The sequence below is a fragment of the Paenibacillus piscarius genome (assembly GCF_022234545.1).
GTDB classification, from domain to species: Bacteria; Bacillota; Bacilli; order Paenibacillales; family Paenibacillaceae; genus Paenibacillus_AQ; species Paenibacillus_AQ piscarius.
Window position 1 is genome coordinate 165,996 of record NZ_JAIEUI010000008.1, and the last position, 26,757, is coordinate 192,752.

Genomic DNA, 26,757 nt, shown 5'->3' on the forward strand with positions numbered 1-26,757 from the left:
GGAAAATATGTATTGTTCGCGGATCGTCGCACTTTAATACGAGAGGAGACATCCTACCTTGCAACGATACACCGTAATTAAAACTCATATGTCTAGTTATCCTGATCCAATCATCCTGCAAAAGGGACAAGAAGTGTGGTATGGCAGGGAAGATACTGAATTCCCTAACTGGATTTTTTGTAAATCAGTGTCTACTAATAAAGAGGGATGGGTGCCGAAGCAGATTTTAACGTCTCCAGATCGCCAAGGCATCGCAATCGTTACTGAAGATTATTCCGCGCATGAACTAACAGTTGCTCAACGGGAATTGCTGTGGGGATTAAAGCACTTGAACGATTGGACTTACTGTAAAACAGAGAATAACGAATACGGATGGGTCCCAACTTTTTGTTTATCCGAATACAAGAATCTGGTTTGATCCTTTTCCTAAGTAAAAGTACTGAATAATCTGCGAAGCCGCAGGACTCAGTGCTTTTTATCCTATCCTATTCCTTCCGGCGTACCTCAAATAAATCGTTAGGGCTGACCTCGAAATAGAGACATAGCTTCATAATTAGTTCTGCGGATATTTTCTTTTTATCCATGTTGGTGTTGTGTACTAATTCCATAATGGTTGTTCTTCGGTGTCCGATTTCATTGGAAAGTTTAAGTACTGAGATATTGTGTGCCTTTAAAATTTGGTCGAGTTTACAGTGCAATGTGTATTTATCAAAATCCATATGTCTCCTCTTAAATTAAAATATTTAAATTTGAAGGCATGTTATTTATTGTTGATACCTATCTCTAAGCCATCCAACAACTCCCTAGCCAGTGGATCTTTGCCTGAATAACCTTGATCGAAAGCGGGGTTAGCAGAAGCGAGGGTTGTAATAAAGTAATGATCCAATAACCCGAAGGTATAGTTTATCTTTGTGATTTGTGAGTTGTATTGCTTAGGGCAGGTACTTTCGCCGCTCAGGATCTGATCGATGGATAGTCGGGGTATCCCTGTTTGTTTCGCTAAAGATAATTTAGACATACCTCTAAGCCGCAAAAAGTTCACCAAGTTCGCAGCAATCATCTCCTGGTGCTCGAAGTAATTGATGTTCATTTTTCACACCTCTTTTTAAGGAATGTTTAACCACAAGTTTCAGTCCACGCATTCTCACGGAGCGATAGCACTTCATTTATATTATATGTTTTAGCAGGATCACAAACCAGCTAACTACTTATACAATCGCGAGATTCAATCCCACAACCCCATCCTGTCCTTTCGCCCCCGATAACCATCCCGCTCCCCCACCCCCGTACATATCCCACAAGTGAGTATTCTTGCCAGAGCAGACGTGATAAAATAGGAGCAATGTGTACAACGAAGTTGGAGATAGAATCTGGGGGCAGCGGGTGAGAGCGTTGAGATTGAGAGATTACATGGGCCCTTCGGAGACTTCGGCGCACCGGCAGGCGAAGTGGGTCAAGCGGTTTCTGTATACGTATTGGCTGGTGATTGCTCTGCATTTTCTGGCCCAGCTGGGGGCTTACATCAGCTTGCCGTATCCGATGGGAGCGCATGAGTTCTACTATGATGTACTGCTCTATCCGACCGTGCTGATGAGTGCGGTGGTGGGGATCACGCAGCTGGTGGATTATGCGGCGCCGAAGTATTCGTTCGTGCTGCTGTTTGTGGCGGGAACCATTATTGCGATGATGATCATCCATCTGAATATGGATATCCGGATTATCGGGGCGCTGATGCTGCTGCCGATTATTGCGTCCGCGATCTTTTTCCGGCTGGATCTGACCTTGTTCACGTCTGCTCTGCAGGCGGCGGCCTTCTTCATTCTCTACCGCTGGGATTACTGGTTCAAGTATTACCTTACGGACTTCGATCTGATTGCGATTCCGCTCTTTCTGCTGGTCGGCACGCTGGTGGCGGGCATTGTCATCATTAACGGGCGTGAGCTGGCGAGCGATCTGGAGGCTACCCTGACGGCGAAGCAGGACCTGATGATCGAGAACGCGGTGATCCGCAAGCTGTCTACCACCGATGCGCTGACGGGGCTGTATAACCATATTTCTTTTCACGAATTCTATGAAAAAGCATTGGAGTTCGGCAGCCGCGGCGCCCCGTTCCATCTGGCCCTGATTGATATTGATAACTTCAAGCTGATCAACGATAAATATGGACACCGCACGGGAGATGTGGTGCTGGCACGGGTGGCCCAGATCATCAAGGACCATATCTCGCCCGCCGATATTGCCGCCCGTTATGGCGGGGAGGAGTTCGCGATTCTGCTCTTCGAGAAAAGCTTCGAGGAAGCTTACAGCCTCATCGAGCAGGTCCGCCAGGAGCTGGCGCAGACGCCCCATGAGGAGATGGACCAGCGGGCGGTTACCGTGAGCATCGGGCTCCAGAGTTATGCCGAAGGTAACTCCAAAGAGAAGCTGTTCGAGGAAGTGGACCATCTGCTCTATACCGCCAAGCATTCCGGCAAAAACAAGACACTGACCCCGCCGACGCAGAGGAACGCTGTGTAGGTATGGCTCACGCTGCCGGCTCCTAACTGCTCGGTCCGATTTGCCGCAACTGCACCTCTGCCTATAACGGGTTAGCCGCCCCCGGCAATCCGCTCACTCCGCCGTACCTTCATCCGCTGCCGCCTTTTGCCGTGCCCGGAACCGCCTTACCTTCATCAGATTCCCGCATAGCTTGTCGTCGCAATACCGCTTCGAGCGGTTGCGGGTGTCGTCATAATAGACCCAGAGGCAGTCGGGATTCCCGCAGATGCGGAAGCGCGAGGGCTCCTTCTCTAATAACGCCTCCACAAAAGACGCCGCAATCTCCGCCATAATCTGTCCCCAGTCCGCACGCTGCGGCAACAGTGAGATTCTCGGTTCGCCTTCAGCTATCCCGGTCACTTGCCGTACTACAGGCCCGTTATCCATATATGCATTCAACTGCTCCAGCAGCGCCATTTCCGGCTCTTCACCTGCAACCAGCCGCTGTAACTCGTCCCATAACCGCCCGCGCAGCTCCTTCAGCCGCTCCAATTCCTCCAGCAAAAGAGGGCCCGCAGCCGGCAGCTTCTGCCCTGTCAGCCAGTTCTCTACCCACTCCGGCTCGTCCAGCCGGTCCCGGTCCTTGCTCCGGTCGCCCGTCCGCCAATCCCGCCAATAGCTGTTCATGAAATCTACCCACAGCACGTAACATCGGTCCTTTCGTTTCTTCCTTCCTTTGATTGTAACAGTTAAATATAAGCTTTGCTAGTTACTTGATCCGCTCCGGCAAATATGTTACAGTTCCAATGTAACTGTTGTTTGGCGTGTTTAATCGTTACATTGTTGCTCCACCAAATTGCAGGAGGGATACAGATGAAGAACAAAATTAGCGATGTGCTGGTAGAAAATTGGGATTATGTGATGGATATCGAGGATTGGGCACCGCCGCTAAGTGCTGCGCTGGAGGGTGTGACCAGTGAGCAGGCGCTCTGGAAGCCGGAGGGGGCTGCGGGCAATTCGATCTGGGAGAATGTGAATCATCTGACGTATTATAAGGAGCGCCTGCTGCGCAAGCTTAAGGGAATGGAGAAATTGCCGGATCTGGAGAGCAATGACGCTACGTTCACTGTAACGGAGAGCGGGGAAGAGGCCTGGAAGCAGGCGGTGGCCAAGCTGAAGTCGGTTCATGCCGGACTGCGTGAGGTGATTGTGGCCCTGGAAGAGGGTGCCTACGACTGGGGCGGCTCTGGGCATGCTCCAGGCGAAGAGGTAATGAGCCTGATTCTGCATGACGCGTACCATACCGGACAGATTGTGCTGGTCCGCAAGCTGCAGGGCTCCTGGCCGGGGACACGCCGTTTTGATTAAAGGGACAGCCATATTTTACAAGTAATCTGTGCTTCTCCCGCACTGTTTCACCTCCAAATCCCCGGGTTAATGGATGACATGCAACTACAACCCGAGAGGAGAGAGTGAAGATGGAGCCGAATTACAAGGACAGAAGCGTAGAGGTTGAACGGACAGAGGTGCACCGGAAGTCGGATTCCAGTCTGGTCGCCTCCACTTTCATCAAATATGCAGCTTACATTATTATCACGTTCGGGGTGCTGTTCTTCCTGGTGAAATACGTCTTCCCGATGTTTAAGTAACGCCGCAGTCAAGCACGGACCTGAGACGGAAGCCATACCAAAAAGCCACGATCCCTCAAGGGAATCGCGGCTTTTTTTGAAATATAAGAATGTATATGTTCCACACGATAATTTATCCCTATATTTCTCGCTGAAACGATACCGCCCTTAAAAAGGACGGCATAGCCGTTTCCACTTGACACCACCCGGGTTATACGTTCTTCCGGATCATCTCAGGGGAATCTGAGGTATTCCGGTAAAAGAACCAGCATTCGTTGAGCAGCTTGATCTGACGGCGGTCTTTCTTGAGATAGGCCTTCATGAGCTGTTGACGGAGCCACTGTGGCAAGGCAATCCCTCCTCTAACATGCATCCTGTGTATAGATAGCATATGGGGAAATCCGCCCAAAGGTGCGTCTTCGGCAATAGTTGTGCAAGCTCTAATTGATGATGGCTGTCCCAACCGGGGGCTATTGCACCCGTTCTTCCTCTTCTTCGTACCATTGTTCAAGCTGGGCCTGGAGCGCCCGGATTTCAGTCAATAGTGAGATCAGGGGGTAATGCTCCTCCTTAATGGAGGCAAAAGCCTGCTCCAGCCGGTTAATATACGCCAGCCCCGACTCCAGGTGATGCTCTTCACGCAATAGCTCCAGTGACTCGCATTCGGCCACCGCCCGCGGCAGTCCGGGTACATTCTCGGCTGTCAGCTTGTCGATTTCTTTGTTCAGGCGGAGATTGAGGGCGCTTAACTGGTAAGCATACTCCTCCGGCATCTCCACGAATTGAAGCTCCTGCTCCTGCTGCATAATGACGTACCGCATTCTTGGCATCACTCATTCTCCCTCCGGACTTGTCTTCCTTCTTGACAGTGTAGCGTATGGGCAAGTTACAATTCAAGTAGAGATCTAAATTCAGGCAGAGAGGACCGTGAAGGAACGCTATGACCAGTATGAGCAACGAAGAGCTGCAGCAATGGATTGAGCAGGTGTCGCTGAACAGCTTCGGCGTGCCTTTCCGGCATACGGCCAGCTTCAACAGCAGACTGACGACCACGGGCGGACGGTATTTCACCAAAAGCCATAATATAGAGATTAATCCCCGGCAGCTTGCCACCTACGGGCGGGAGGAGACGGAGAAAATTATCAAGCATGAGCTCTGCCACTACCACCTGCATCTGGCGAAGCGGGGGTATATGCACCGGGATGCCGATTTCAAGGCACTGCTCGCCCGCGTGGGCGGCAGCCGTTACTGCCAGACCCTGCCGGGTGCCCAGGCCCGCAAGCCGCAGCCGTACCGCTATAAGCTGGTATGCATCGCCTGTGCCACCGAATACCTGCGCAAGCGCAGAGCCGATCCGGGACGTTACCGCTGCGGCCGTTGCTCCGGAATGCTGAAGCTGGTTACGCTGGAGGTTAGCAAGGGGCCCGCTACTTAATAACAAGTCCAAGCAATCCGGCAAAAGAAGCCGCCTGCTCCGCAGAGATGATGCAGCCGTCCAGATCCTGAAGATCCACCAGCAGGCCGGTGAATTCGCAGTCGCTCAGGTCCACGCCTTGCAGCTTACAGCCCGCCAGCGTGGCCTGCTCCAGATTGCACTCGGAGAAATAGAGGCCCTTGATGCCGGCCTGATAATAATCCGCACTCACCAGTGAGCAGCGATCGAAGGAAGCGCCTTTGAACTGGGCGAAGCGGAATACGGCATACTCCCCGATACAATCCGTAACCGATACATTCTGGAACCGTGCCCCGGTGAAGTCCGTACCGGTCAGCCGGCAATCCCTGAACACCGTCCGGTGCATGAAGGCTTCGCTGAAATCCACGTTCGACAGGTCGCAATGATCGAAGATTACATCCGTAAGCTCGATGCGGCGCAGGGCGGATTCGGTGATGGTCACATTTTTGAATACCACTTGGTCAAAAGCTACCCGCTCCGCCTCCTGATATTCAATCAGCGCCCCTTCGATCACGTAGCGGGAGAATTCATCTTTGGAAGCGAGAGCGTGAATAGACAGCGGCGGCAGCAGCTCCGGCTCGGAGAGTCTGGGTGGTTCAATGGTATGGCTCATCTTGGCCTCCTTATTTGATCTGGCCCATGTCCAGGCTGAGCCGGTAATTCCCATACTTCAATAGCTCGTCCAGAAATACATTCAGTGCCTCCTGATCCGCCGTGCGCACACGCATCCAGTAACAGCCTTCCCCGCTGATGCGGTATAGCTCGGTAACACTCGCATTGGCCTTCGCAAACGCCTGGAATGGCTGATGAGCATTATTGCTGCTGAGAAAAACAGCTATAAAAGCGTGAATATTCTGGCCGATCCGCAGCGGGTTCCACCGGATAGTGTAGCCTTCAATAATGCCAAGCTCCCGCATTCTGCGGACACGTGCGCCTACGGCCTGGCCGGTCAGATGGACCAACGCCCCGATATCCTTATGGCTTAGGGTGGAGTCTTCGATAAGCAGCTGGAGGATGCGGTAATCGGTATTGTCGATGAGGTGTGGGGTCATTTCCTTGATTTCCTTTCCGGCTGAAAGCAGAACATAAGAATCTCTTTCGCGGCACAATGTCTTCTATTCTTGCCCTGATTTATACTTATTGTATCAGAAATTGATCTTAAGGTAGACATCCGGGAAGAGGTGCATATGATGAAAATAAAGCTGATCCGCCACGCCACCCTATGGCTGGAATACGGCGGTGTAACGTTCCTGATCGATCCGATGCTGAGTGCGCAGGGTGTGAATCCGCCGATTATGAATTCGGGCGATGACCGCCGGAATCCGTTGGTGCCCCTGCCGGGCCCTGTTCAGCAGTGGCTGGAGCCGGATGTGGTGCTGGTTACGCATCTGCATCCCGATCACTGGGATGCTGCGGCAGCAGAGCAGCTGTCCAAGGAGCTGCCGGTGTATTGCCAGGAAGGCGACGGTGAGATTATTGCAGCCCAAGGCTATGGGCATGTTACAGAGATCGAGGACAGCGGCTCTGCGTCCTATGGCGGGGTGACCCTGATACGTACAGGCGGACATCACGGGACCGGGGAGATCGGGGAATTAATGGGTAAGGTCTCCGGCTTCGTCTTCCGGGCAGAGGGCGAGCCTGTGCTGTACCTGGCGGGAGATACGATCTGGTGCGAAGAGGTTCAGCAGGCAATTGACGGACAGGCACCTGAGGTGATTATCGTCAATGCCGGAGGGGCACAGTTCCTGAGCGGAGGACCGATTACCATGAATGAACAGGATATTGTGGAGGTGTGTTATGCCGCTCCGTCCGCCTCTGTGATTGCCGTGCACATGGATACGATTAACCACTGCCATGTGACCCGGGACCTGCTGAAGCAGCGTCTGGAACAGGTAGGCTTGTCCAGCCGTGTTGCCGTGCCGCTGGATGGGGAGTGGGTCTGAATTGTAAACGATCTCACAATCTCTCGTTTCCCGCTTGACTAACCTGAAGAATCATGATAAATTAATCCTTAGTTCATGTGAATGTTCCCTGATAGCTCAGTTGGTAGAGCACTCGACTGTTAATCGAGTTGTCACAGGTTCGAGTCCTGTTCGGGGAGCCATTACTTGGAGAGATACCCAAGTGGCTATAAGGGGACCCTCTGCTAAGGGGTTAGACTGCGTAAGCGGTGCGAGGGTTCGAATCCCTCTCTCTCCGTTTGATTAAACTTCCCTGCCAGGGATGAGAACCCTCAGTGGTTCGTTGGAGCATAAGCTTCGTTAGCAATGGCATCGCAATCTCTCGCGCAGCGAGAGTATCCCTCTCTCTCCGTTCTTTAATTAACACAAAAGGAGCTCATAACGAGCTCCTTTTATTATTGATTAGGAATTATAATTTTAGTCTGATGTGGATTCAACGAACACAATGGGCAGCGCGTGGTCATTTGGGCCAGAGATGGATGTAGTCGAAAAACCGACCACATTCGGTACGGCAGAGGCGTGTGGGCGGGATATGGTCGAAAAACCGACCACATTCGGTACGGCAGAGGCGTGTGGGCGGGATGTAGTCGAAAAACCGACCACATTCGGTACGGCAGAGGCGTGTGGGCGGGATATGGTCGAAAAACCGACCACATTCGGTACGGCAGAGGCGTATGGGTGGGATATGGTCGAAAAACCGACCACATTCGGTGCGGCAGAGGCGTGTGGGCGGAATGTAGTCGAAAAACCGACCACAATGGCGATACAGCAGGCATTTTGTTTTAAATATAAGAGTTGATATGTTTGGGACCCCCGCTAAGTACCTGCTTTGTGGGGGTGTTTTGCGTTCTTTTTGCGGGAACATCTAAACCTCTGAACGATACGATTCACCTGTCTGATGTCGTAATTCCATATAATTAATGTCGCATTTATCTACTAATAATCCTGCTTATTATATGATACTTTATAGGTGATGTCAGAATAATGTATATGGAGGTGCAGGCGGGTGAGCATCAGGATTGGCAAGATTAGCTATTGGCATGTACATGCCTGGGATTATACGAAGCAGGCTCAGGAGCATAGCGATACGGAGATCGTAGCGGTATGGGACGAGGACGCGGAGCGGGGCAGGAAGGCGGCAGAGAGCTTGAATGTCCCGTTTTATGATTCTCTGGAGGACATGCTTGCCCGGAAGGATATCGATGCTGTGATTGTCGACGCGCCAACCCGGATGCACCGGGAGGTTATGATTGCAGCGGCCAGAGCCGGCAAGCACATTTTCACCGAAAAGGTTGTCGCTGCAACACTGAGTGAGGTTAACGAGATCCTCTCAGAGGTCGCGGAGCATGGAGTGAAGCTAACCGTGTCGCTGCCGCGGCTGAATGACGGTTATACGTTATCGGTTACCGACATTCTAAGCCAGGGACTGCTTGGGGAGATCACTTATGTCAGAGTCCGCTTATCTCATAACGGTGCAACGGCTAACTGGCTTCCCGAGCATTTCTATAGCCTTGAGCAATGCCAGGGCGGGGCTTTGATTGATCTGGGCTGTCATCCTATGTACCTGACGAGACTGTTCCTGGGTCAAGAGGTGACCGGGGTAAGCGCGGGCTTCGGATATGTGACGGGCAAGGAAGTAGAAGACAACGCAGTAGCGACGCTCTATACGGATTCTGGAGCAATTGGTGTGGTGGAAGCCGGCTTCGTGAACAGCTACTCGCCTTTTACCATTGAAGTGCATGGAACGGAAGGAACTCTGCTCTATGGAACGCCTGAAGCGAAGCTGCTCGTCAGAAGCAATAAAGCGGCAGATCAAGGGGCCTCCTGGAGCGATACGCCTGTGCTGGCCAATCGTGATAGCGCTTTTACACAGTGGGTTGCCCACATCCGGGATAACACGGTTGCTTCCGACAATATTCAAGCGGCAACGGAGCTTACCCGGTTAATGGAGGCGGCGAATCTCTCGGCAAAGGCAGGACGGGTGGTCCGGTTAGCCGAGCTGAAGTCTTGATCAATTATCTTATCCGGTACAGAGCGTAGCTTGAGCAGGAGGTTAACATGAGCCCTTTTCCCTTCGAGATAATGTTTGAGAAGACGGATCTACTGGAAAGACTGGATATTTCCATCCTGTGGGGACATTATGAAATTTCCGTGCTCCGGTTTCATTTGACCTCTTTTCCGCCGGGGAGGGTCATTGATTTCCATAACCATGCTGAATTTGAATTTCATTTCATCCCGCGGGGCAAGGGAACGGTCATTCTTGGCGATCAGCAGTATCCTTTAGCGGAGGGAATGCTCTATCTGACCGGACCGGGAGTGATGCACCGTCAGGAAGCAGATGCGGAAGAGTCGATGGAGGAGCTGTGTCTGCATGTCCATATTACGGAGAAGCAGAGGGACGATGCAGATCCGTGGGAGGTTGCGGAAGCGGAGGAATGTGTGGAGAAGCTGAGGAAGCTGCCGCTTGTCCCGGCGCAGGATTATCACAGGGCGATGAAGTGTTTTCTGGAAGCCTATGAAGCCTGTGACGGCAAGCTTGCGGGATATTACACCTCCATCAAGCATCTCGTAATCAGCATCCTGCTGAAGGTAACCAGAGCTTATGATACAGGCGGGATGGGAGCTGCGGCACCTGTTCGGGATATGGTGACCTCCCGTTACCAATATGCTGTTCAGTACATGGAAGCGAATTATTCAGCAGCTGTGACGCTGGAGAATGTGGCGGAGAAGCTGAACATCAGCGCAAGACAGCTACAGCGGATATTTAAGCAGATTGATCCGGAGCAAACCTTCAGCCGTATTCTTGAAGAGATCCGGCTCCAGGCGGTGTGCAGCAAGCTTGAAGCCAGTAACCTGTCCATCGAACAGATCGCGGAGTCCGAAGGGTTCACCAATGCGACGTATCTGCATTCGGTATTCCGCAAGCGGCTGGGCATGACCCCGGCGGCATACCGCAAGGCCCGAAAACTACATGAACAGTGAGGATGAGATGACGATGAGCAAAGTGTATCGTGTTGGCGTGATCGGCTGTGGAGGAATTGCGAACGGGAAGCATCTGCCTGCTTTAAGCAGACAGGATAAGGTTCAGGTGGTGGCTTTTTGCGATATTATTAAGGAACGGGCTGAGGCGGCTGCTGAACAATACGGCAGTGCGGAAGCTGCTGTCTATACGGATTACCGGGAATTATTGAAGGATGCTTCCATTGATATTGTTCATGTGCTTACTCCCAATGATGCGCATGCGGAAATATCCATTGCGGGTCTGGAAGCGGGCAAGCATGTAATGTGTGAGAAGCCCATGGCCAAAACAGCGGCAGACGCCAAACGTATGGCTGAAGCTGCGAAGCGTACAGGGAAGAAGCTGACCATCGGGTATGATAACCGGTTCCGGCAGGACAGCTTGTATCTGAAAAAAGTCTGCGAAGCAGGCGAGCTCGGCCATATCTATTATGCCAAAGCTCATGCCATCCGGCGCAGAGCGGTCCCTACCTGGGGAGTATTCCTGGATGAGGAGAAGCAGGGGGGCGGCCCGCTGATTGATATCGGAACCCATGCGCTCGATCTGACGCTCTGGATGATGGATAACTACAAGCCGAAGGTTGTGCTGGGAACGAAATACCACGAGCTCTCCCAAAAAGAAGACGCTGCCAACGCCTGGGGACCCTGGGACCCGAAGAAATTCACCGTGGAAGACTCGGCGTTCGGGATGATTGTGATGGAGAACGGGGCAACGATTACGCTGGAGGCAAGCTGGGCGCTGAATTCGCTGGATGTGGACGAAGCCAAGTGCAGCTTAAGCGGAACCGAAGCGGGTGCGGACATGAAGGATGGTCTGCGGATTAACGGGGAGAAGCACAGCAAACTGTACACGAATAAAATTGAGCTTGGTGCCGGGGGAGTAGCCTTCTATGATGGCAAAGAGGAGAAAGCTACGGATATCGAATTAAGAAAGTGGCTCGAAGCGATCGAAGAGGATAAAGATCCGGTCGTCACTCCTGAACAGGCTTATGTAGTCTCCCGCATTCTGGAGGCCATCTATGAATCGGCCCGGACGGGGAAGGCGGTATATTTGGACTAGGTGATCATTGTTGAGTGACGAGGGTTCGGATACGATGACCTGCACTCCAGTTCAGTGAGAAAGTGCTGTCCCAGGAGCCATGAAACGGCTGCTTGGGATAGCTCTTTATGCTGGAGTAAATTCAGCGTGAGTACTTTGGGGAGGGGGCGCTCCGCAACAGAACGTTGTTCCCATCGATGTTATTACCTGCGCGACAGCAAATGTATGTTGTTTTCCGCATACATTCAGGCCTCACGCCATCCGGGTTGCTGCCGCATGGCCATTTATAACCGGGCATCTTGTAATGACGCAGATTGTCTGCAAAAGAACCAAGCTGCGATCACAAGCGTAACCGCCACCAGTATCCCGGACTCACCTGTCCAGAGATAAGCATTCTGCCCGCTGGTGAACCGGTCGAAGGCGTCCTGGATGATCGCATTCCAGGAGGCGTGGAGCAGAACCGCCGGCCACACGCTGCCCGTGCTTAAGCGCAGCAGGCTGATAATGACATTGAACGAGCTTATCGTCACCATGAATACGACCACCGATACCGCCAGCGAAGGCCCGGAATAGTAACTCCCGATCAGAATGGCTGGGATATGCCACATGCCCCAGATTAGTCCGCTCATCAGAATAGGCTTCGGGACGCGGGCCTGGATGAGCCGGGTCAGCATGTAGCCTCGCCAGCCTAATTCCTCACCCGTGCTGCTGATGATCCCCATTGCGGTACCGACAGACATTTGAATCAGAATCGCCCCGGCTAACGCCCCGATCACATTACCATTGTGCCCCGTATACTCCGCCAGCCCCGTCATCCAGGCGGCCCCATAAGCCAGCAGTCCTACCGCCACCGGCAATAGCAAGATGAACGGAATCGCCTTCAAGGTGCGCCGGCCTCCGAACCTCAGCGAGATATCCGCGAAGCCCTCACGCAGCAGCAGGCGGGCAAGGATCGAGGAAATCCCAGGGGCCCACATCAGCAGCAAGCCGAACACGGGTGTGACTGTAAGAGCCAATATGTAACTGAGCGCCGTCAGCGGAATCAGGAACATGAAGAACACCAGCAATCCTCTTCTGGCAGACTGGACCGTCCCCTTGCTGTCATCTGTACTCATTTGCATTCCACTCCTTTAATTGTGTTTTGTTCCCTGATAGAGTATAGCAACGCACCCTCATGAGAAAAACAACCCGCAGCCCAGCCTTCCGCCGGGACCTTGGCCCAGTGATCCATGAGTCTGTAGACGGAGCGGAGACTTTTATACGCTTAAGCCAGACCTCCCGCCGCACACTATTAGTGCAACCCGTTACCCCTTTAATAAATTGAAGGAATGATGCTGTAAAGAGACAAATGTTATATTAATTCCGCAGAAAAAAAGTATTGTATAAGAATAGGAAACATCTTCTAAAACGTTCCTGCTCCAAAATCCTCTGTTTTACTCCTGTTTTCTACGCATTTTTCAAAAACCTACTGGAACCTATCCAATCCTACATATACCATGTTATGTAATATAACACCAACTATTGAATTTTATTTTAATATGCACAAAAATTAGTGACGATTCGTAGGCCTTGTGTTAATATAAATGACATCATAATCCAAGAAGCAAGAAACAGCACAGAGAAAGGGGTTATCAAAAATGAATATGGGGAAAAGGGGATGGCGATGGAGTATTTCATTCAGCAGCTCATTAACGGAATCTCGGTAGGCAGCATTTACGCTCTGATCGCCCTTGGTTACACGATGGTGTACGGGATTATCAAGCTGATTAATTTTGCACATGGCGATGTGTTTATGGTCGGGTCCTTCATTGGACTGTATAGTGCCAAATATCTGGCCAGCGCCGGACTGCCGCCGATTGTGGTGCTGCTTCTGTCGCTCATGATCTCGATGACGATCAGTGCCTTGCTGGGGATCAGCATCGAACGTCTGGCCTACAAGCCGCTGCGCAGGTCCACCCGGATTGCCGCGCTGATTACAGCCATCGGGGTCTCCTTCCTGCTCGAATATACCGGAGTGCTGATTCTCGGGCCGCAGGCCAAGGGCTTCCCGGATATTATGGATAAGAAGCAATACCACCTGTTCGGTTCCTCCATTCAGGTCGAATCCAATCAGATCATGATTCTGCTAACAACGATAATTCTTATGCTTGTGCTGCAATATATCGTGCGGTACACCCGGACAGGCAAAGCCATGCGGGCCGTATCCTTCGATGTGGAAGCAGCACGGCTGATGGGCATCAACGTGGACCGTACCATTTCAGCGACCTTCGCCATCGGTTCGGCGCTTGCTGCCGCAGCCGGCGTGATTTTCGGCATGACGTACAACTCGGTAGATCCGCTGATGGGGGTTATGCCCGGGCTGAAGGCTTTTGTCGCAGCGGTGCTTGGAGGCATTGGAAGTATTCCGGGTGCGCTGGTCGGCGGGCTGCTGCTGGGTACAGTGGAGACGGAGATTTCCTCCCTCGGGTTCTCCTCCTGGCGTGATGGAGTAGCCTTCGCAGTACTGATTCTAATCCTGATCTTCAGACCATCCGGGCTGTTCGGCAAGAATGTCCGGGAGAAAGTGTAGGTGGAGGGGGCCATGAGCAAGCTTAATAAAAAATTCTGGCTGGGCATTCTCGCTGCCTGTGCGTTCTATGGAATCGTTAAAGTTCTCCTAACAACGGGTGTCCTTAGTGATGTAAACCAGTCGATGCTGCTGCTGATCGGAGTCAATATCATGCTGGCCGTATCGCTGAATCTCATTACCGGGATTACCGGGCAGTTCTCCATCGGGCATGCTGGATTCATGTCTGTTGGCGCGTACACCTCGGCGATCCTGACCCTGGATTACAATGTGCCGTTCGTTCCGGCGATTCTGGCGGGCGGCCTGCTGGCAGCGGTGTTCGGGGTCCTGATCGGAATGCCGACACTGCGGCTCAACGGGGACTATCTGGCGATTGCGACGCTGGGCTTCGGCGAGATTATCCGCATCATTATGCTGAACACGGAATATGTGGGCGGGGCTTCGGGGCTGAGCGGTATTCCGGCCAAAACCACCTGGACGATGCTGTTCCTCTTCACCCTGGTCTCCGTCGTACTGATTAATAACTTCATCCGCTCTACCCACGGCCGGGCCTGTATTGCGATCCGCGAGAATGAGATTGCCGCTGAGGCGATGGGGATTAACACGACAAGGTATAAGATTATTGCTTTTACTATCGGGGCACTGTTCGCCGGGATGGCAGGGGGCTTGTCGGCCCATACGTTCTATGTCATTACACCGGGCAGCTTCAACTTCCTGAAGTCGTTCGAGATCATCGTGATGGTGGTGCTCGGGGGGCTGGGCAGCACAGCGGGCTCTATCGTAGGCGCGGTGTTTGTCACCCTGCTGTACACGTACTTACGCGAATTCCCGGAATGGCGGATGATTATTTACTCGATCGTGCTTATTCTGATGATGATTTTCCGTCCAAGCGGCCTGCTTGGCGTAACCAAGTTCTCACTGGGCAAGCTCGGCGGCAAAAAGGAGGCGAAGGCGCATGACACAGTCGAAACCAGCAGTACTCCTTGAGGTGAAGGAGGCGAGCCGGGCTTTTGGCGGACTGAAGGCGGTCAGTGAAGTGTCCCTTCATATTAATAAAGGCGAGCTGATCGGCCTGATCGGGCCCAACGGTGCAGGCAAAACCACACTGTTCAACCTGCTGACCGGCGTGTACCCGCCTTCCTCGGGCAGCATCCTACTTAATCAGGAATCAATCGGCGGGATGAAGCCTTACAAGATTAATCATAAGGGGGCTGCGCGTACTTTTCAGAATATCCGTTTGTTCACCGCGATGACGGTTCTGGAGAATGTCAAAATCGCCTTCCATCAGCACGCCCGCCACTCGTTGTTCTCTTCGATGTTACGCCTGCCGAAGCACTTCAAGGGGGAGGACGACATTACCCGCAAGGCGCTGGATATCCTCAAAATCTTCAATCTTGCGGATCAGCGCGATGAGGTGGCGAGCAACCTGAGCTACGGAAATCAGCGCCGGCTGGAGATTGCCCGGGCGCTGGCGGCCGGACCGAAGCTGCTGCTGCTCGATGAGCCGGCGGCCGGAATGAACCCGAATGAGACGCGTGATCTGATGAATCTGATCGCCTGGATCCGCGAGGAGTTCGACCTGACCATTCTGCTGATCGAGCATGATATGTCGCTGGTGATGGGCGTCTGCAACCGGATCTACGTCCTGGACCGCGGAATCCTGATTGCTGACGGCACTCCGGCGGAGATCCGCAACAATCCGAAGGTCATCGAAGCGTATCTGGGACAGGAGGCGTAGCGCCATGCTTACAGTACAGGGGATTAACGTATATTACGGAGCCATACATGCCTTGAAGGATCTCAGCATCACCGTGAAGCAGGGGGAGATCGTGACCTTGATCGGCGCTAACGGCGCAGGCAAGTCTACGCTGCTCAAGACGCTCTCGGGGCTGCTGAAGCCGAAGACGGGCAGCATTGCTTTTCTGGATAAATCAATTGTGAATCAAAGCGTTCAGGCAATTGTGAAGGAAGGGCTGATCCATTGCCCTGAAGGACGGCGCGTATTCGCGAATATGTCGGTTGAGGAGAACCTCGAACTCGGCGCGTATCTGCAGGATGGAAGCAGCCTGGCTGCGGACTTCGAGCATGTCTACCGTACCTTCCCGCGGCTCCTGGAGCGCAAGAAGCAGCAGGCCGGAACGCTGTCCGGCGGCGAGCAGCAGATGCTGGCGATGGGACGCGCCTTGATGGGCCACCCGAAGCTGCTGCTGCTGGACGAACCTTCGATGGGGCTGGCGCCGCTGCTGGTTCAGGATATTTTTCGGATTATCAAAGAGGTCAACGATGCCGGAACCACCGTGCTATTGGTCGAGCAGAACGCCCACCAGGCGCTCAAAATTGCCGACCGCGCCTATGTCCTGGAGACCGGCCGCGTAGTTCTTGAAGGAGATGCCGAGGAACTGGCCGACTCCGATGAGATCAAACTGGCTTATCTGGGGCACTAATTGAGCCGGATAGGCGCTTGGCAGCAGCATCACAGAAACAACATATATATAAATCATTCATTAGGAGGCTGGGAGAAACTATGAAGAAAATTGGGGCCATTATCTTGTCAACACTATTGACGGCGGTATTAGCATCCGGCTGCGGCAACAAAACAGAGGACAGCGGGAATTCTGCAAGCGGCGGGAACTCGGCCGGAGGCACCATCAAAATCGGGGCTGACCTGGAGCTTACAGGCGGTCAGGCTTCTTTCGGTGACTCCGCCTCCAAGGGCGCGAAGCTGGCGGTGGACCAGATCAATGCGGCGGGCGGCGTACTCGGCAAGAAGCTTGAGCTGGTAGTGGCCGATAATGCTTCGAAGTCAGAAGAAGCGACCCAGGCTGCGCAGAAGCTGATCACCAATGACAAGGTCGTGACCATCATCGGCGCATCGACTTCGACCAACACGCTGGGGATTGTTCCGGTAGCTACGGAGAAGAAGATCCCGCTGGTCTCGGTAGGTGCTACGAATCCGAAGGTGACCGTGGATGAGCGCAGCGGCAATGTGAATGAATATGTGTTCCGCGCCGCGTTCATCGATCCGTTCCAGGGTGAGGTTATGGCGAACTTTGCGCTCGATTCCCTGAAGGCGAAGACGGCTGTGATCTATACCGATACTTCCTCTGACTATTCCAAGGGCCTGCAGAAGTTCTTCGAAGAGACCTTCAAGGCCAAGGGCGGTGAGGTGCTGAGCCAGGAGTCCTACCAGCAGAAGGATTCGGACTTCAAGGCGGTGCTGACCCGAATCAAGGCAGCGAATCCTGATGTAATCTACCTGCCGGGCTATTATGAAGAAGTAGGTAAAATCGTCAAACAGGCCCGCGAGATGGGCATCACGGTTCCGTTCCTCGGCGGCGACGGCTGGGATTCGCCGCAGCTGGCGGAGATTGCCGGTGCCAAGGCGCTGGAGAATACGTTCATGTCCAATCACTATTCGCCTGAAGATACAGCGCCTGAAGTCACCAGCTTCGTGGATGCTTACAAAGAAGCCAACGGCGGCGCAGTTCCCGACGGGATGGCTGCTCTCGGTTACGATGCGCTGAAGCTGGTAGCCGATGCGATTGGACGCGCCGGTGAAGCTGATCCGGCCAAGATCACTGAAGCACTCGCTGCCACCAAGGACCTGCAGCTCGCTACAGGCAAGATTACACTGAACGATAAGCATGACCCGGTCAAAGCCGCGGTTGTCCTGAAATTCGTTGACGGCAAACAGACCTTTGAGACCAAAGTTAACCCTTAAGAGGCTCATTCGCATATAATAAGGAATGAGAAGATCTAGGGAGGAATCCGTATGATTGTTGGCATACCCGCAGAAATCAAGAATAACGAGAACCGTGTCGCCATCACTCCGGCCGGGGTAGAAGCGCTGCGGAAGGCAGGGCATGAGGTGCTGATTCAGCGTGCTGCCGGTACCGGCAGCGGCTTCGAGGACCGCGAATATTCGGACAAAGGTGCAACCGTGCTGGATACCGCTGCCGAGGTCTGGAGCCGGGCGGAGATGATCATTAAGGTGAAGGAGCCGCTGCCGGAGGAGTACGCTTTTTTCCGGCAGGGTCTGATCCTGTTCACCTATCTGCATCTCGCGCCTGAAGCGGCTCTGACCCGGGAGCTGGTGGAGAGCGGGGTCACCGCAGTCGGGTATGAGACAATCCAGTTGGAGGATGGCTCGCTGCCGCTGCTCATTCCGATGAGCGAGGTTGCCGGACGGATGGCGGTGCAGATCGGAGCCTCGCTGCTGGAGAAGCCGCATGGGGGCAAAGGGGTGCTGCTCAGCGGGGTGCCGGGAGTACAGCCGGGAGAGGTCGTTATTGTCGGGGGCGGCATTGTCGGCACGAATGCGGCGAAGATCGCCCTCGGGATGGGAGCGCGCGTGACGGTGCTGGATCTCAATGCGGACCGGCTGCGGGCGCTGGACGATATTTTTGGCGGACGGCTGGTGACAGTCATGTCGGATTCCTACCATCTGGAGCAGGCCGTGCGCCGGGCCGATCTGCTGATCGGGGCGGTGCTGATCCCGGGAGCCCGTGCCCCGAAGATCGTCAAAGAGTATATGGTAGAGCAGATGGCCGAAGGCTCTGTTATTGTGGATGTGGCAATTGATCAGGGTGGCTCCGTGGAGACCATCGACCGGATTACGACGCATGAGAATCCAACGTATGTGAAGCATGGCGTAGTTCATTACGCTGTTGCCAACATGCCCGGTGCCGTCGCCCGGACCTCCACCCTGGCGCTGACCAATGTGACGATTCCCTACGCGCTCCAGATCGCTAATCTGGGCATCCGCGACGCTGCGGTGAATAACGCGGCGCTGGCGCGCGGCCTGAATGTGGTGGCTGGGCAGGTGACCAATGCTGCTGTGGCTGAGAGTTTGGGGTATGCGTATGCGGATGGAGTCGCGGCGTTGGCGGAGGTTGGCGGGGACAGTGAATGACTAATTTGCCCTGCGGGAAGGTGGGGCAGGTTGGGGGAGAATCAGGGGCTAATCGCCTGCGGTTCTCCCCGCTTTTTTTGTCAGAAATAATGCTTGTCAAATCGGACAAGGTTTGATATACTCATTTTTGTTGTGACAAACACAACAATGACAATATGGCTCGTTGGTCAAGGGGTTAAGACACCTCCCTTTCACGGAGGTAACATGGGTTCGAATCCCATACGAGTCACCAATATGCGGTAGTGGTGGAATGGCAGACACGCTATCTTGAGGGGGTAGTGGGTGTATACCCGTGGAGGTTCGAGTCCTCTCTACCGCATAACATGAATGAGCAGAGACCTTTGATGATTCAAGGGTCTCTGCTTTTTTTATGATATAGGAAATCTAGAGAAATCCTGCAGAAAATGCAATAATTCTCTATACAAGCGGCCAGTGAGAGAAGACATCAGTAGCCTTCAGTTGCAGGGTGAATTGTTCATATGGATACCAGCAAAGCCTGTATGGCATGATGCTTACCAGTATGCGATTCTAAATGAAGAGTGGAATTCTACCGTATAATCCTATCAATCTTGGAGACAATACTAGTAAACGCCTTAATTAGGAGGTAGTTACGGTAATGAATTACTCCGAGGTCTATGATCTTCATCTTCAGTTACTCAAGGCATACAGTGCGCTTAACAACCAAGACTACTCGGTTTATCAAGCGGAAATTGATTACTACACGAATCAGCTGCGGTTTGCGGAGGATATGGTGCAGCGGATCTTTGTCCTGAACCAGTTAGTCAAGATTCATGAGAAAGAGCGGGGCGACCTGATCAGGTGGTGCTCTGAAACGTATTTCAATCAAAAGCAAGATTATAGCGGCTCACAGGACGGGGTTACCGGATAACCCGCCTGTGAGCTTTTTTGATTCTCATGCTGAAGCGGCGCCCCGTCAGGGAAGCCCTTCCATTGACAGCCCCTCCATGTTCCGTTATACCTGCATATATATTAGATTCGACAGGGACGGGGGAAGTTCTACCATGAATTCATTCATTTCGGTCATGCTGGTGGACGATGAGCCGCTTGCACTAGATCATGTCTATCACTCGGTAGCCTGGGAAGAGAACGGCTTCCAGGTAGTTGCCCAAGCGACCAGCGGGCGCATGGCACTGCGGAAATTCGAGGAGCTGCGGCCGCAGATTGTTATTACCGACATCTCCATGTCTCCTATGGACGGGCTGGAGCTGGGACGTCATGTGGTTCAGCTTGCCCCGAGGACCCGCCTGATCTTTCTGACCGCTTACCGTGACTTTGATTATGCCCGCCAGGCGCTGGAGCTGCGCGCGGCCCATTATCTGCTTAAGCATGAGATCAGCCGTAACCGTCTGCTGGAACAGCTGAAGCTGCTGAAGGAAGGTCTGGCAGCAGAAGCCGCTGAGGAAGAAGGGCAGGGACATGCGCTCGATATTCTGCTTAAGGATATGCTGGAGGGTAAATATCAGGCTCCTGCAGGGAATCAGGAATCCCGGCTGCACCGGCTCGTTGCAGATTATCAGCAGGGTCAGCCAGGGCTGCTGTATTTCGAGCTGGAGGCCGCAATGAAGCTGGACGGCAGCCGGAGTAATGCGCGCAGTGCCCCAGCCCTCGTATGGAAGAATATCGAAGAAGAGATCCGTCTTCAGTCCTCGGATGTAGAGGAGCTTCGATTTCTGGAGATGGATGAAGGCGGATACATCGGGCTGCTGAAGTTATCCTCGTCCAGCAGTCTGTTGCTTCAGCACTACAATTTGCGGCAGGCCGCAGCGCAGCTGCTGGCCTGCCTGGAGACCGCTTATGATGGGGAGCTTCCCAGAGTGATCCTATCCGCAGGCAATGGCGCAGAACTGCCGGACCGCAGATATGCAGCGATGAGGCTGGCCTATGATTATTCTGTGTTTTTGCCGCCGGGTGCTGTATTTTTGCTGGAGCAAGCCGCCTCTTCCAGAGAAGCTACCAGTATCGCCTTAGAGGCGAGACAATACCTGCGGTCCCCCGAACCGAGCCTGTTGGAGCGGCTGAAGACCGGTCTGGATCACATTGCTGCTCAGGCCTATCTGGGAGATTTGCGCGCCGTCATGGGTGAGATTCAGGCTGCAATCCGCAAGGATGGAAGCCCCGGCTCTGATCAGGTGCTGGGCACAGACGCGCGGCAAATCGTTAACAGCCTGTACCGGATTCTGGATGACTATTTACTGCGGAATCAGCCCCGGAAGCAGTACTCCCGCTGGGTCAACAAAGCTATGGAGTATGTTGCCGTGAATTATGCAGACCCCGACTTGTCTCTGGAGACGGTTGCCGGCCATCTGCAGATCAGCAGCATCCATCTGCGGACCACCTTCAAGCGGGAGACGGGCCAGTCCCTGCTGGACTATACCACAGAATACCGGATAGGGCTGGCGAAGCAGCTCCTGCTGAGTGGTGAGTACAAGATCTACGAGGTATCGGAGAAGGTAGGGTACAAAACCAGCCAGTACTTCAGCCAGGTATTCAAAAAGACCACAGGTATACAGCCGAAGGACTTCCAGCAGCAGAGAGGCAGCGAATAGCTATGCGGAAAATTAAGAATAAAATCCTTGGCAGCGTTATACTAATCGTTACTCTGTCTGTAACAGCCATCAGTGCACTGGCGTATGAGCAGTTCTCTTCAATTCTCGAAACGCAGGCTCTGCGTGAAGATACCATCCACCTGGAGCAGACAACGAATCAGATGAACCACATGATCGACGATGTACAGAAATATGCCGCCAATATGGTCAATGATGAGCTGCTGCAGCGGTTTGCTGCAAGATTGAACTACCCCTCCACGTATGATGAGCTAAGCGCTTACCGTGATGTCGTCGTCCAGCTGACCAAATTCAATGTATTGCGTGACTACCTTGAGAGCTCGGCCATCATCCGCTCGGACGGCAAGATCTTCTGGTCCTCCCTGTATATTGACCCGTATTTTGAACGGCTGCTGCAAGAGGACTGGTATCAGGATGCTATGAAGAACAATACCAAAAGCGGGTTCACAGCCCCCCATATGATCCAAGACCCCGAGAACAAAAAAATTGTCAGCTTCTTCATCCGCTTCGCTCCCGAGTATGGCGGCGTACTGCTGCTGAATATTGATTATGCTGCGTTTGAGAGCCTGTTCCAGTATTTAGGCCAGTCCTTTGATCAGGTGGCCTGGCTCGGCCCGGAGCATTCGCTGCTCTATGGGCAAGTGGACGCTGCTGAGCTTCCGGCCCGGATGCTGACCGCAGGCAGCCCGGATATTCAAGTGGTTAAGCATGACAAGGGGTACTATCTGGCCAGTGCTTTTGAGAAAACGGACTGGTCCGTCGTCACGTTCACCTCCAATGAACGGTTCTATGAATGGGTTGGCTATATCGTCCGCTACTGGGCCATTTTTCTCGCCTTGTGCCTGGTGCTCTGCTTCCTGCTGTTCCTTCCGATCATCTCCAGTATTATCCGGCCGATCCTGCAGATGACCAAAGCGATGAAGCAGGTATCCATGGGCAACTATAATGTTCAGCTGTCGTTCCGCAGTAATGATGAGCTGTCTGTGCTGAAGAATGGCTTTGAGACGATGCTTGGCGATATTGAGCGGCAGATGAGCGAACGGGCGGAGCAGGAGCGCTGGAAACGTAAAATGACGGCAGAGCTGCTGTTCGCCCAGATCAACCCCCATTTTATTTACAATACCCTGAACACAGTAGTGTATCTGGCCCGCAAACAGAACTATACGGCGATCGAAGACATGGTTGAATCCTTCATTGGCATTCTGCATGATGCGGTTAATATCGGCGATGCCGGTCTGTATATCACGGTTGAACAGGAGATGAGCATTATCAATCACTTCGTCACGATTCAACAGTACAGATATGCCGGCCGGTTCGAGGTAGTCTGGAGCGTAGCGGAAGAGGCGAAAGACGATTATATTCCGAAAAGCCTGATTCAGCCGCTGGTGGAAAATGCTATATTTCATGGATTCTCGGAGAAAGAGTCTGCGGGCCGTATAGAGATCATAATGCGCAAGCGCAGCGGAAGACTGCTGCTCTCGGTCAGAGATGACGGGTGCGGCATGAGCCGGGAGAAAGCGCAGGCGATTACGAATGGAACCCTGCCTCCGGCCCGGCTGCCTTCTGGGGCGATGAAGCAGATCGGACTCTGGAATATCCGCGAACGGATCGAGTATCTGTACGGGCAGGAAGGCCGCATGGTCATCCGCTCCAGTGAGGGGAGAGGCACGAAGGTATCGGTTCTCCTGCCCTCCCGGCAGCAACCGTCCGAGTGAAAGCACTATCATTATTTATACAAAATCATCGGATTGTCTAATTGTTGGGTGATCCCTTCAAGCTTATAGTTCTACTATACAGATGGACGGAAGACATTACAGGAACTGTCCGCTGTCACAACAGATGCAAGGGGGACCTTAGATTGCACAATCTATTCAGTAAAAAAGCACCGATCATCACATTTGTTCTGACCTTATGCCTCACCCTGGTGCTGGCCGGCTGCGGCAGCAGCAACGGCAATAATGCAGCCGGAGGCTCAAGCAGCGCCAATCCTGCGAATGGCTCCAGCGAGCCTGCGGAGGCTTCCGGTAATTTGACGGTATGGGGCTGGGATAAAGCCTGGTTCGAGGGCACAGCAGCGAAATTCAATGAGAAGTTCCCGAATATCAAGCTGGAATTCGTTGAAGTCTCAGCGGGGGATTATCTGAAGAAAATCCAGACCTCCATCGCTGCCGGCTCCGGTCTGCCGGATATTATCTGGGGAGAAGCGGCCTTCCGCGGCGCTCTGTATGAACTTAACGTACTGCAAAGCCTGTCCGAAGAGCCCTACAAATTTGACACCTCCAATCTGCTGGACTTCGAGCTTCCGCTGCTGACGAACAGCAAGGGGGAGCTTGTCGGTCTGGAGCAATCCGGTTCGCCTGGAGCACTGGCTTACAAGCGTGATCTGGCGAAACAATACTTCGGAACAGATGATCCTGATGCACTAACTGCAATGTTCACCGACTGGGATGCCTTTATTGCCAAGGGCAAGGAAGTCTATGAGCAAAGCGGCGGGAAGACATTCATGCTGGGAAGTCTGATGGATGCCTATACCATCCTCTCCAACCAGGGAACAACGGCAGTTGTAGACGGAACCAAGGTGAACACAGAAGAGCTGCTTAGGATCTTCACTAAGCTGCAGTCCATCCGTGATAATAACACTGAGGGCAAGCTGGCGATGTGGTCCCCGACCTGGAATGCTTCGTACTCGCAAGACAATGTGATTTTCTATCCGGCGGCGAACTGGTCTCCAGAATTCGTAATTAAGCCTAATGACAAGGCCAGCAGTGGGCGTTGGGGGCTGATGGTGCCTCCGGAAGGCGGATATCCATACGGCGGGACGACCATCGGGATCTGGAAGGACAGCAAGAATAAAGCGGCGGCCTGGACCTATCTCAACTGGCTGTTAGGCACGGACGAAGGCGCTGAAGCCAACTTCGCTGTCTCTGATTACATTTTACCGTTGAAATCCTTCTTCAAGGATACCTCCAAGCTGTCTTCCGGGGCGGATGAATACTTCGGCGGACAGGATCTCGGGAAGTTCTGGGTCGAGAAGGTATTCCCGAACATGAAGTCCAAAGCGGTGACGAAGTATGATCAGGATATTTACAGCTCGTCGGAGCTGGTGCTGCAGGTCATGGCACAGGACAACAGCTTCGATGCCAAGCAGGCATTGGATAAGTGGGAAGAGCAGCTGAAGAAGAACCACCCAGAGCTGACATTTGAATAATGATGCAGAAATCCAATGGAATCAGCAGTAAAAACAAATGGCCGTATCTGTTCATTACCCCTTATTTCTTGTCCTATGCTGTACTGAGTTTGTTCCCCATCCTGTTTACGCTATACATTAGTCTTACAGACTGGGATTTGTACGGTAACCGTAATTTCATCGGACTTGGTAATTACACACAGCTGTTTTTTCATGACGCCTTCTTCTGGAAATCACTGCTGAATGTCATTATCTTCATGGCGGTCTACCTCCCGGCCCTTGTCCTTATGGGTATGCTGGTAGCCAGCCTGATCGAGAGTAAGCTGATCCGCCGCAAAACCTTTTTCCGGCTCAGCGTATTCAGTGCCTATATGACGACGCCGGTCGCGGTCGGGATTATCTTCTCCCTGTTGTTCGACTGGCAGGGCGGGTTCTTCAATAATATGCTGATGGAGCTGGGACTCATCCAGGAGAAGATCAATTGGCTGGGCTCGGTCAGTTCCTCCCGCTGGGTAGTTATACTGATGGTATTCTGGAAAAACCTTGGATATTTCGTGATGTTCTATACGGCGGGGATGGCCAGCATTGATACTTCTATCTATGAGGCGGCTGTGATCGACGGGGCTTCCTCCAAAAATGTGTTCCTGCGTATTACGATTCCGCTGTTGAAGCCGATCAACCTGTTCCTGATTATTACTTCCATTATCAGCGGACTGCAGCTGGTGGAAGAACCGATGCTGCTGTTCAGCGGCTGGTCTTCGGGCTCCAGTATGGTAGGAGGGCCTGATGGCTCCACCTTCACACCCATCTGGTATATGTTCGACGCTTCGTTCAACGGCAGTGCGTTCAAGTACGGTAAAGGGGCAGCTATAGCTTACGGCACCTTCCTGTTCATCGCCTTGTTCTCGGTGGTTGGAATGAAATGGATCAACAGGGACGGTGAAGACAAATGAGAGCGAAAAGATTCTTCACCGTATTGCTGCTTAGCCTGATCGCTATCGCGTTCCTCTTCCCGTTCTACATGATGATTGTGATGGGAACCTATTATTCTGAAGACTTGTTCAAGCAGCTTCCGATTCTGCCCAGCGGTTATCTGCTGGAGAATCTGAAGACGATCATGTCTGCCAGCTTCCTGCGGAATTATTGGAACAGCTTCTATGTTGCGGTATTGTTTACTCTGGTGACGGTTGGCGTGGCTTCGATTACCGGATTTGCTTTTGCCAAATATGAATTCAAGGGTAAAAATGCACTGTATGGCTTCATTCTTCTGACGATGATGATCCCCGGTCACCTCGGTCTGATTGCATATGTGATGGAGATGAAGTGGTTCCACCTTAACAACACTCATGCGCCGCTGATTCTGGCCGGACTGAATAATGCCTTCGGTGTATTTTTCATGACCCAGTTCATCCGTTCCTCTGTCCCGACAGAGGTCATTGAGAGCGCAAGAATCGACGGCTGCTCGGAGCCGGGTATTCTTACAAGAATCGTTGTTCCCTTTCTAATGCCTGCGATCAGTACGCTGGGTCTCATCTCGTTCCTCGGGTCCTGGAATGGTTATCTGCTGCCGCTGGTGACGATCAACAAGCCCGAGCTGTATACGCTGCCACTGGGCATTGCAAATCTGTCTACGGTCTTCCGCACGGATTATTCAGCCAGTATTCTGGGGCTTACCCTGGGCACCCTGCCGCTGATTATTCTCTTCCTGTTCGGCTCGAAGACCCTGGTCAGAGGACTTACCGGCGGAGCGGTCAAGGGCTGAGCTTACTGAACCGATAACCAACCGGAACGAACCTTAAAGAAACCTCTCATGCGGTCAGATGGTGTAATCAGCCATCTTACCTGAGAGGTTTCTTGGTGTATTAATAGAGTGTGCAGAAAAGAAGGAAATTGCTAAAACAGGTGGAATACATTTTAGTGTCAGGTGAAA

The 26,757-nt window shown here is 52.8% G+C and carries 29 protein-coding genes and 4 tRNA genes; 25 read left to right on the forward strand and 8 right to left on the reverse strand.

Translation table 11 applies throughout. The features are described 5' to 3' along the window. Positions 1–58 precede the first annotated feature (58 nt). Positions 59–418 carry an SH3 domain-containing protein gene (locus K1558_RS15300; RefSeq protein ID WP_238652472.1) on the forward strand — a complete coding sequence of 120 codons (360 nt, stop codon included), beginning with the start codon at positions 59–61 and terminating at the stop codon, positions 416–418. A 67-nt stretch (positions 419–485) separates the two neighbouring features. Here K1558_RS15300 and K1558_RS15305 read toward each other — a convergent pair whose 3' ends face one another. Next, positions 486–719, reverse strand: a complete 234-nt coding sequence (locus K1558_RS15305; protein ID WP_238652473.1) for a helix-turn-helix domain-containing protein — start codon at positions 717–719, stop codon at positions 486–488. Positions 720–760: 41 nt separating this feature from the next. Continuing rightward, positions 761–1,090, reverse strand: a complete 330-nt coding sequence (locus tag K1558_RS15310) for a hypothetical protein (protein WP_238652474.1) — start codon at positions 1,088–1,090, stop codon at positions 761–763. A 302-nt stretch (positions 1,091–1,392) separates the two neighbouring features. Here K1558_RS15310 and K1558_RS15315 point away from each other — a divergent pair, with 302 nt between their 5' ends. Further along, positions 1,393–2,517, forward strand: a complete 1,125-nt coding sequence (locus K1558_RS15315; RefSeq protein ID WP_238652475.1) for a GGDEF domain-containing protein — start codon at positions 1,393–1,395, stop codon at positions 2,515–2,517. A 93-nt stretch (positions 2,518–2,610) separates the two neighbouring features. On the opposite strand, the gene K1558_RS15320 is transcribed toward K1558_RS15315, so the two are convergent. Then, positions 2,611–3,183 carry a CGNR zinc finger domain-containing protein gene (locus K1558_RS15320; protein ID WP_238652476.1) on the reverse strand — a complete coding sequence of 191 codons (573 nt, stop codon included), beginning with the start codon at positions 3,181–3,183 and terminating at the stop codon, positions 2,611–2,613. A gap of 168 nt (positions 3,184–3,351) precedes the next feature. Between K1558_RS15320 and K1558_RS15325 the strand changes: the two genes are divergently transcribed. Next, positions 3,352–3,846, forward strand: a complete 495-nt coding sequence (locus tag K1558_RS15325) for a DinB family protein (protein ID WP_238652477.1) — start codon at positions 3,352–3,354, stop codon at positions 3,844–3,846. Positions 3,847–3,956: 110 nt separating this feature from the next. Then, complete coding sequence (locus K1558_RS15330; protein ID WP_200869223.1) at positions 3,957–4,127, forward strand: hypothetical protein; 171 nt, start codon at positions 3,957–3,959, stop codon at positions 4,125–4,127. 190 nt (positions 4,128–4,317) lie between these two features. Here the strand turns inward: K1558_RS15330 and cmpA are convergent, their stop codons facing one another. Together cmpA and K1558_RS15340 are read right to left on the reverse strand one after the other, a co-directional pair. Further along, positions 4,318–4,455, reverse strand: coding sequence for a cortex morphogenetic protein CmpA (cmpA, locus tag K1558_RS15335; RefSeq protein WP_238652478.1), 138 nt, complete (start codon positions 4,453–4,455; stop codon positions 4,318–4,320). A gap of 121 nt (positions 4,456–4,576) precedes the next feature. Continuing rightward, positions 4,577–4,936: a hydrolase/acyltransferase gene (locus tag K1558_RS15340; protein WP_238652568.1), complete on the reverse strand. Its 360-nt coding sequence runs from the start codon at positions 4,934–4,936 to the stop codon at positions 4,577–4,579. A 119-nt stretch (positions 4,937–5,055) separates the two neighbouring features. Here K1558_RS15340 and K1558_RS15345 point away from each other — a divergent pair, with 119 nt between their 5' ends. Next, positions 5,056–5,541, forward strand: coding sequence for a SprT family protein (locus K1558_RS15345; protein ID WP_238652569.1), 486 nt, complete (start codon positions 5,056–5,058; stop codon positions 5,539–5,541). Here the strand turns inward: K1558_RS15345 and K1558_RS15350 are convergent. Next, on the reverse strand, positions 5,534–6,172 hold the full coding sequence (locus tag K1558_RS15350; protein ID WP_238652479.1) for a pentapeptide repeat-containing protein: 639 nt from the start codon (positions 6,170–6,172) through the stop codon (positions 5,534–5,536). The two genes, K1558_RS15345 and K1558_RS15350, sit on opposite strands and share 8 nt — an antisense overlap. A 10-nt stretch (positions 6,173–6,182) precedes the next feature. Next, positions 6,183–6,611 carry an Lrp/AsnC family transcriptional regulator gene (locus tag K1558_RS15355; RefSeq protein ID WP_238652480.1) on the reverse strand — a complete coding sequence of 143 codons (429 nt, stop codon included), beginning with the start codon at positions 6,609–6,611 and terminating at the stop codon, positions 6,183–6,185. A 138-nt stretch (positions 6,612–6,749) separates the two neighbouring features. Between K1558_RS15355 and K1558_RS15360 the strand changes: the two genes are divergently transcribed. From K1558_RS15360 to K1558_RS15385, 6 genes are all read left to right on the forward strand, one after another. Then, positions 6,750–7,502 (forward strand): MBL fold metallo-hydrolase, encoded by a 753-nt coding sequence (locus tag K1558_RS15360; RefSeq protein ID WP_238652570.1) that lies wholly within the window; start codon positions 6,750–6,752, stop codon positions 7,500–7,502. An 85-nt stretch (positions 7,503–7,587) separates the two neighbouring features. Next, a tRNA-Asn gene (locus K1558_RS15365) sits at positions 7,588–7,663 on the forward strand. A gap of 6 nt (positions 7,664–7,669) precedes the next feature. After that, positions 7,670–7,758: transfer RNA gene (locus K1558_RS15370), tRNA-Ser, on the forward strand. Positions 7,759–8,526: 768 nt separating this feature from the next. Then, entirely contained in the window at positions 8,527–9,531 is a 1,005-nt protein-coding gene (locus tag K1558_RS15375; protein WP_238652481.1) for a Gfo/Idh/MocA family protein, read from the forward strand. 47 nt (positions 9,532–9,578) lie between these two features. After that, positions 9,579–10,502: a helix-turn-helix domain-containing protein gene (locus tag K1558_RS15380; RefSeq protein WP_238652482.1), complete on the forward strand. Its 924-nt coding sequence runs from the start codon at positions 9,579–9,581 to the stop codon at positions 10,500–10,502. 13 nt (positions 10,503–10,515) lie between these two features. Further along, positions 10,516–11,598 (forward strand): Gfo/Idh/MocA family protein, encoded by a 1,083-nt coding sequence (locus K1558_RS15385; protein ID WP_238652483.1) that lies wholly within the window; start codon positions 10,516–10,518, stop codon positions 11,596–11,598. A gap of 263 nt (positions 11,599–11,861) precedes the next feature. Here the strand turns inward: K1558_RS15385 and K1558_RS15390 are convergent, their stop codons facing one another. Next, on the reverse strand, positions 11,862–12,692 hold the full coding sequence (locus tag K1558_RS15390; RefSeq protein ID WP_238652484.1) for a type II CAAX endopeptidase family protein: 831 nt from the start codon (positions 12,690–12,692) through the stop codon (positions 11,862–11,864). A 548-nt stretch (positions 12,693–13,240) separates the two neighbouring features. Between K1558_RS15390 and K1558_RS15395 the strand changes: the two genes are divergently transcribed. The 14 genes from K1558_RS15395 to K1558_RS15460 all read left to right on the forward strand — a co-directional run bounded on the left by K1558_RS15395 (position 13,241) and on the right by K1558_RS15460 (position 26,589). Next, on the forward strand, positions 13,241–14,146 hold the full coding sequence (locus tag K1558_RS15395) for a branched-chain amino acid ABC transporter permease (RefSeq protein WP_238652571.1): 906 nt from the start codon (positions 13,241–13,243) through the stop codon (positions 14,144–14,146). Between the two features lie 12 nt (positions 14,147–14,158). Beyond that, the gene (locus K1558_RS15400; protein ID WP_238652485.1) at positions 14,159–15,130 is read left to right on the forward strand and encodes a branched-chain amino acid ABC transporter permease; all 972 of its coding nucleotides are present in this window, start codon (positions 14,159–14,161) and stop codon (positions 15,128–15,130) included. Next, a complete protein-coding gene (locus tag K1558_RS15405) occupies positions 15,099–15,881 on the forward strand; it encodes an ABC transporter ATP-binding protein (RefSeq protein WP_238652486.1) in 783 nt (260 codons plus the stop codon). Before K1558_RS15400 ends, K1558_RS15405 begins: the two co-directional genes overlap by 32 nt. A 4-nt stretch (positions 15,882–15,885) precedes the next feature. Then, on the forward strand, positions 15,886–16,587 hold the full coding sequence (locus tag K1558_RS15410; protein ID WP_238652487.1) for an ABC transporter ATP-binding protein: 702 nt from the start codon (positions 15,886–15,888) through the stop codon (positions 16,585–16,587). Between the two features lie 80 nt (positions 16,588–16,667). Next, positions 16,668–17,864, forward strand: a complete 1,197-nt coding sequence (locus K1558_RS15415) for an ABC transporter substrate-binding protein (RefSeq protein WP_238652488.1) — start codon at positions 16,668–16,670, stop codon at positions 17,862–17,864. A gap of 51 nt (positions 17,865–17,915) precedes the next feature. Further along, on the forward strand, positions 17,916–19,055 hold the full coding sequence (gene ald / locus K1558_RS15420) for an alanine dehydrogenase (protein ID WP_238652489.1): 1,140 nt from the start codon (positions 17,916–17,918) through the stop codon (positions 19,053–19,055). Positions 19,056–19,212: 157 nt separating this feature from the next. After that, positions 19,213–19,287, forward strand: a tRNA-Glu gene (locus K1558_RS15425). A gap of 4 nt (positions 19,288–19,291) precedes the next feature. Continuing rightward, a tRNA-Leu gene (locus tag K1558_RS15430) sits at positions 19,292–19,374 on the forward strand. Positions 19,375–19,671: 297 nt separating this feature from the next. Further along, the gene (locus tag K1558_RS15435) at positions 19,672–19,944 is read left to right on the forward strand and encodes a hypothetical protein (RefSeq protein WP_238652490.1); all 273 of its coding nucleotides are present in this window, start codon (positions 19,672–19,674) and stop codon (positions 19,942–19,944) included. Between the two features lie 133 nt (positions 19,945–20,077). Next, a complete protein-coding gene (locus K1558_RS15440; protein ID WP_238652491.1) occupies positions 20,078–21,622 on the forward strand; it encodes a response regulator in 1,545 nt (514 codons plus the stop codon). Between the two features lie 2 nt (positions 21,623–21,624). Next, positions 21,625–23,355, forward strand: a complete 1,731-nt coding sequence (locus K1558_RS15445; protein WP_238652492.1) for a cache domain-containing sensor histidine kinase — start codon at positions 21,625–21,627, stop codon at positions 23,353–23,355. 143 nt (positions 23,356–23,498) lie between these two features. Next, positions 23,499–24,848 (forward strand): ABC transporter substrate-binding protein, encoded by a 1,350-nt coding sequence (locus K1558_RS15450; RefSeq protein ID WP_238652493.1) that lies wholly within the window; start codon positions 23,499–23,501, stop codon positions 24,846–24,848. Next, complete coding sequence (locus tag K1558_RS15455; protein WP_238652494.1) at positions 24,848–25,780, forward strand: carbohydrate ABC transporter permease; 933 nt, start codon at positions 24,848–24,850, stop codon at positions 25,778–25,780. The genes K1558_RS15450 and K1558_RS15455 overlap by 1 nt, the downstream gene beginning before the upstream one ends. Further along, positions 25,777–26,589 (forward strand): carbohydrate ABC transporter permease, encoded by an 813-nt coding sequence (locus K1558_RS15460; RefSeq protein ID WP_238652495.1) that lies wholly within the window; start codon positions 25,777–25,779, stop codon positions 26,587–26,589. The genes K1558_RS15455 and K1558_RS15460 overlap by 4 nt, the downstream gene beginning before the upstream one ends. Positions 26,590–26,757 lie beyond the last annotated feature (168 nt).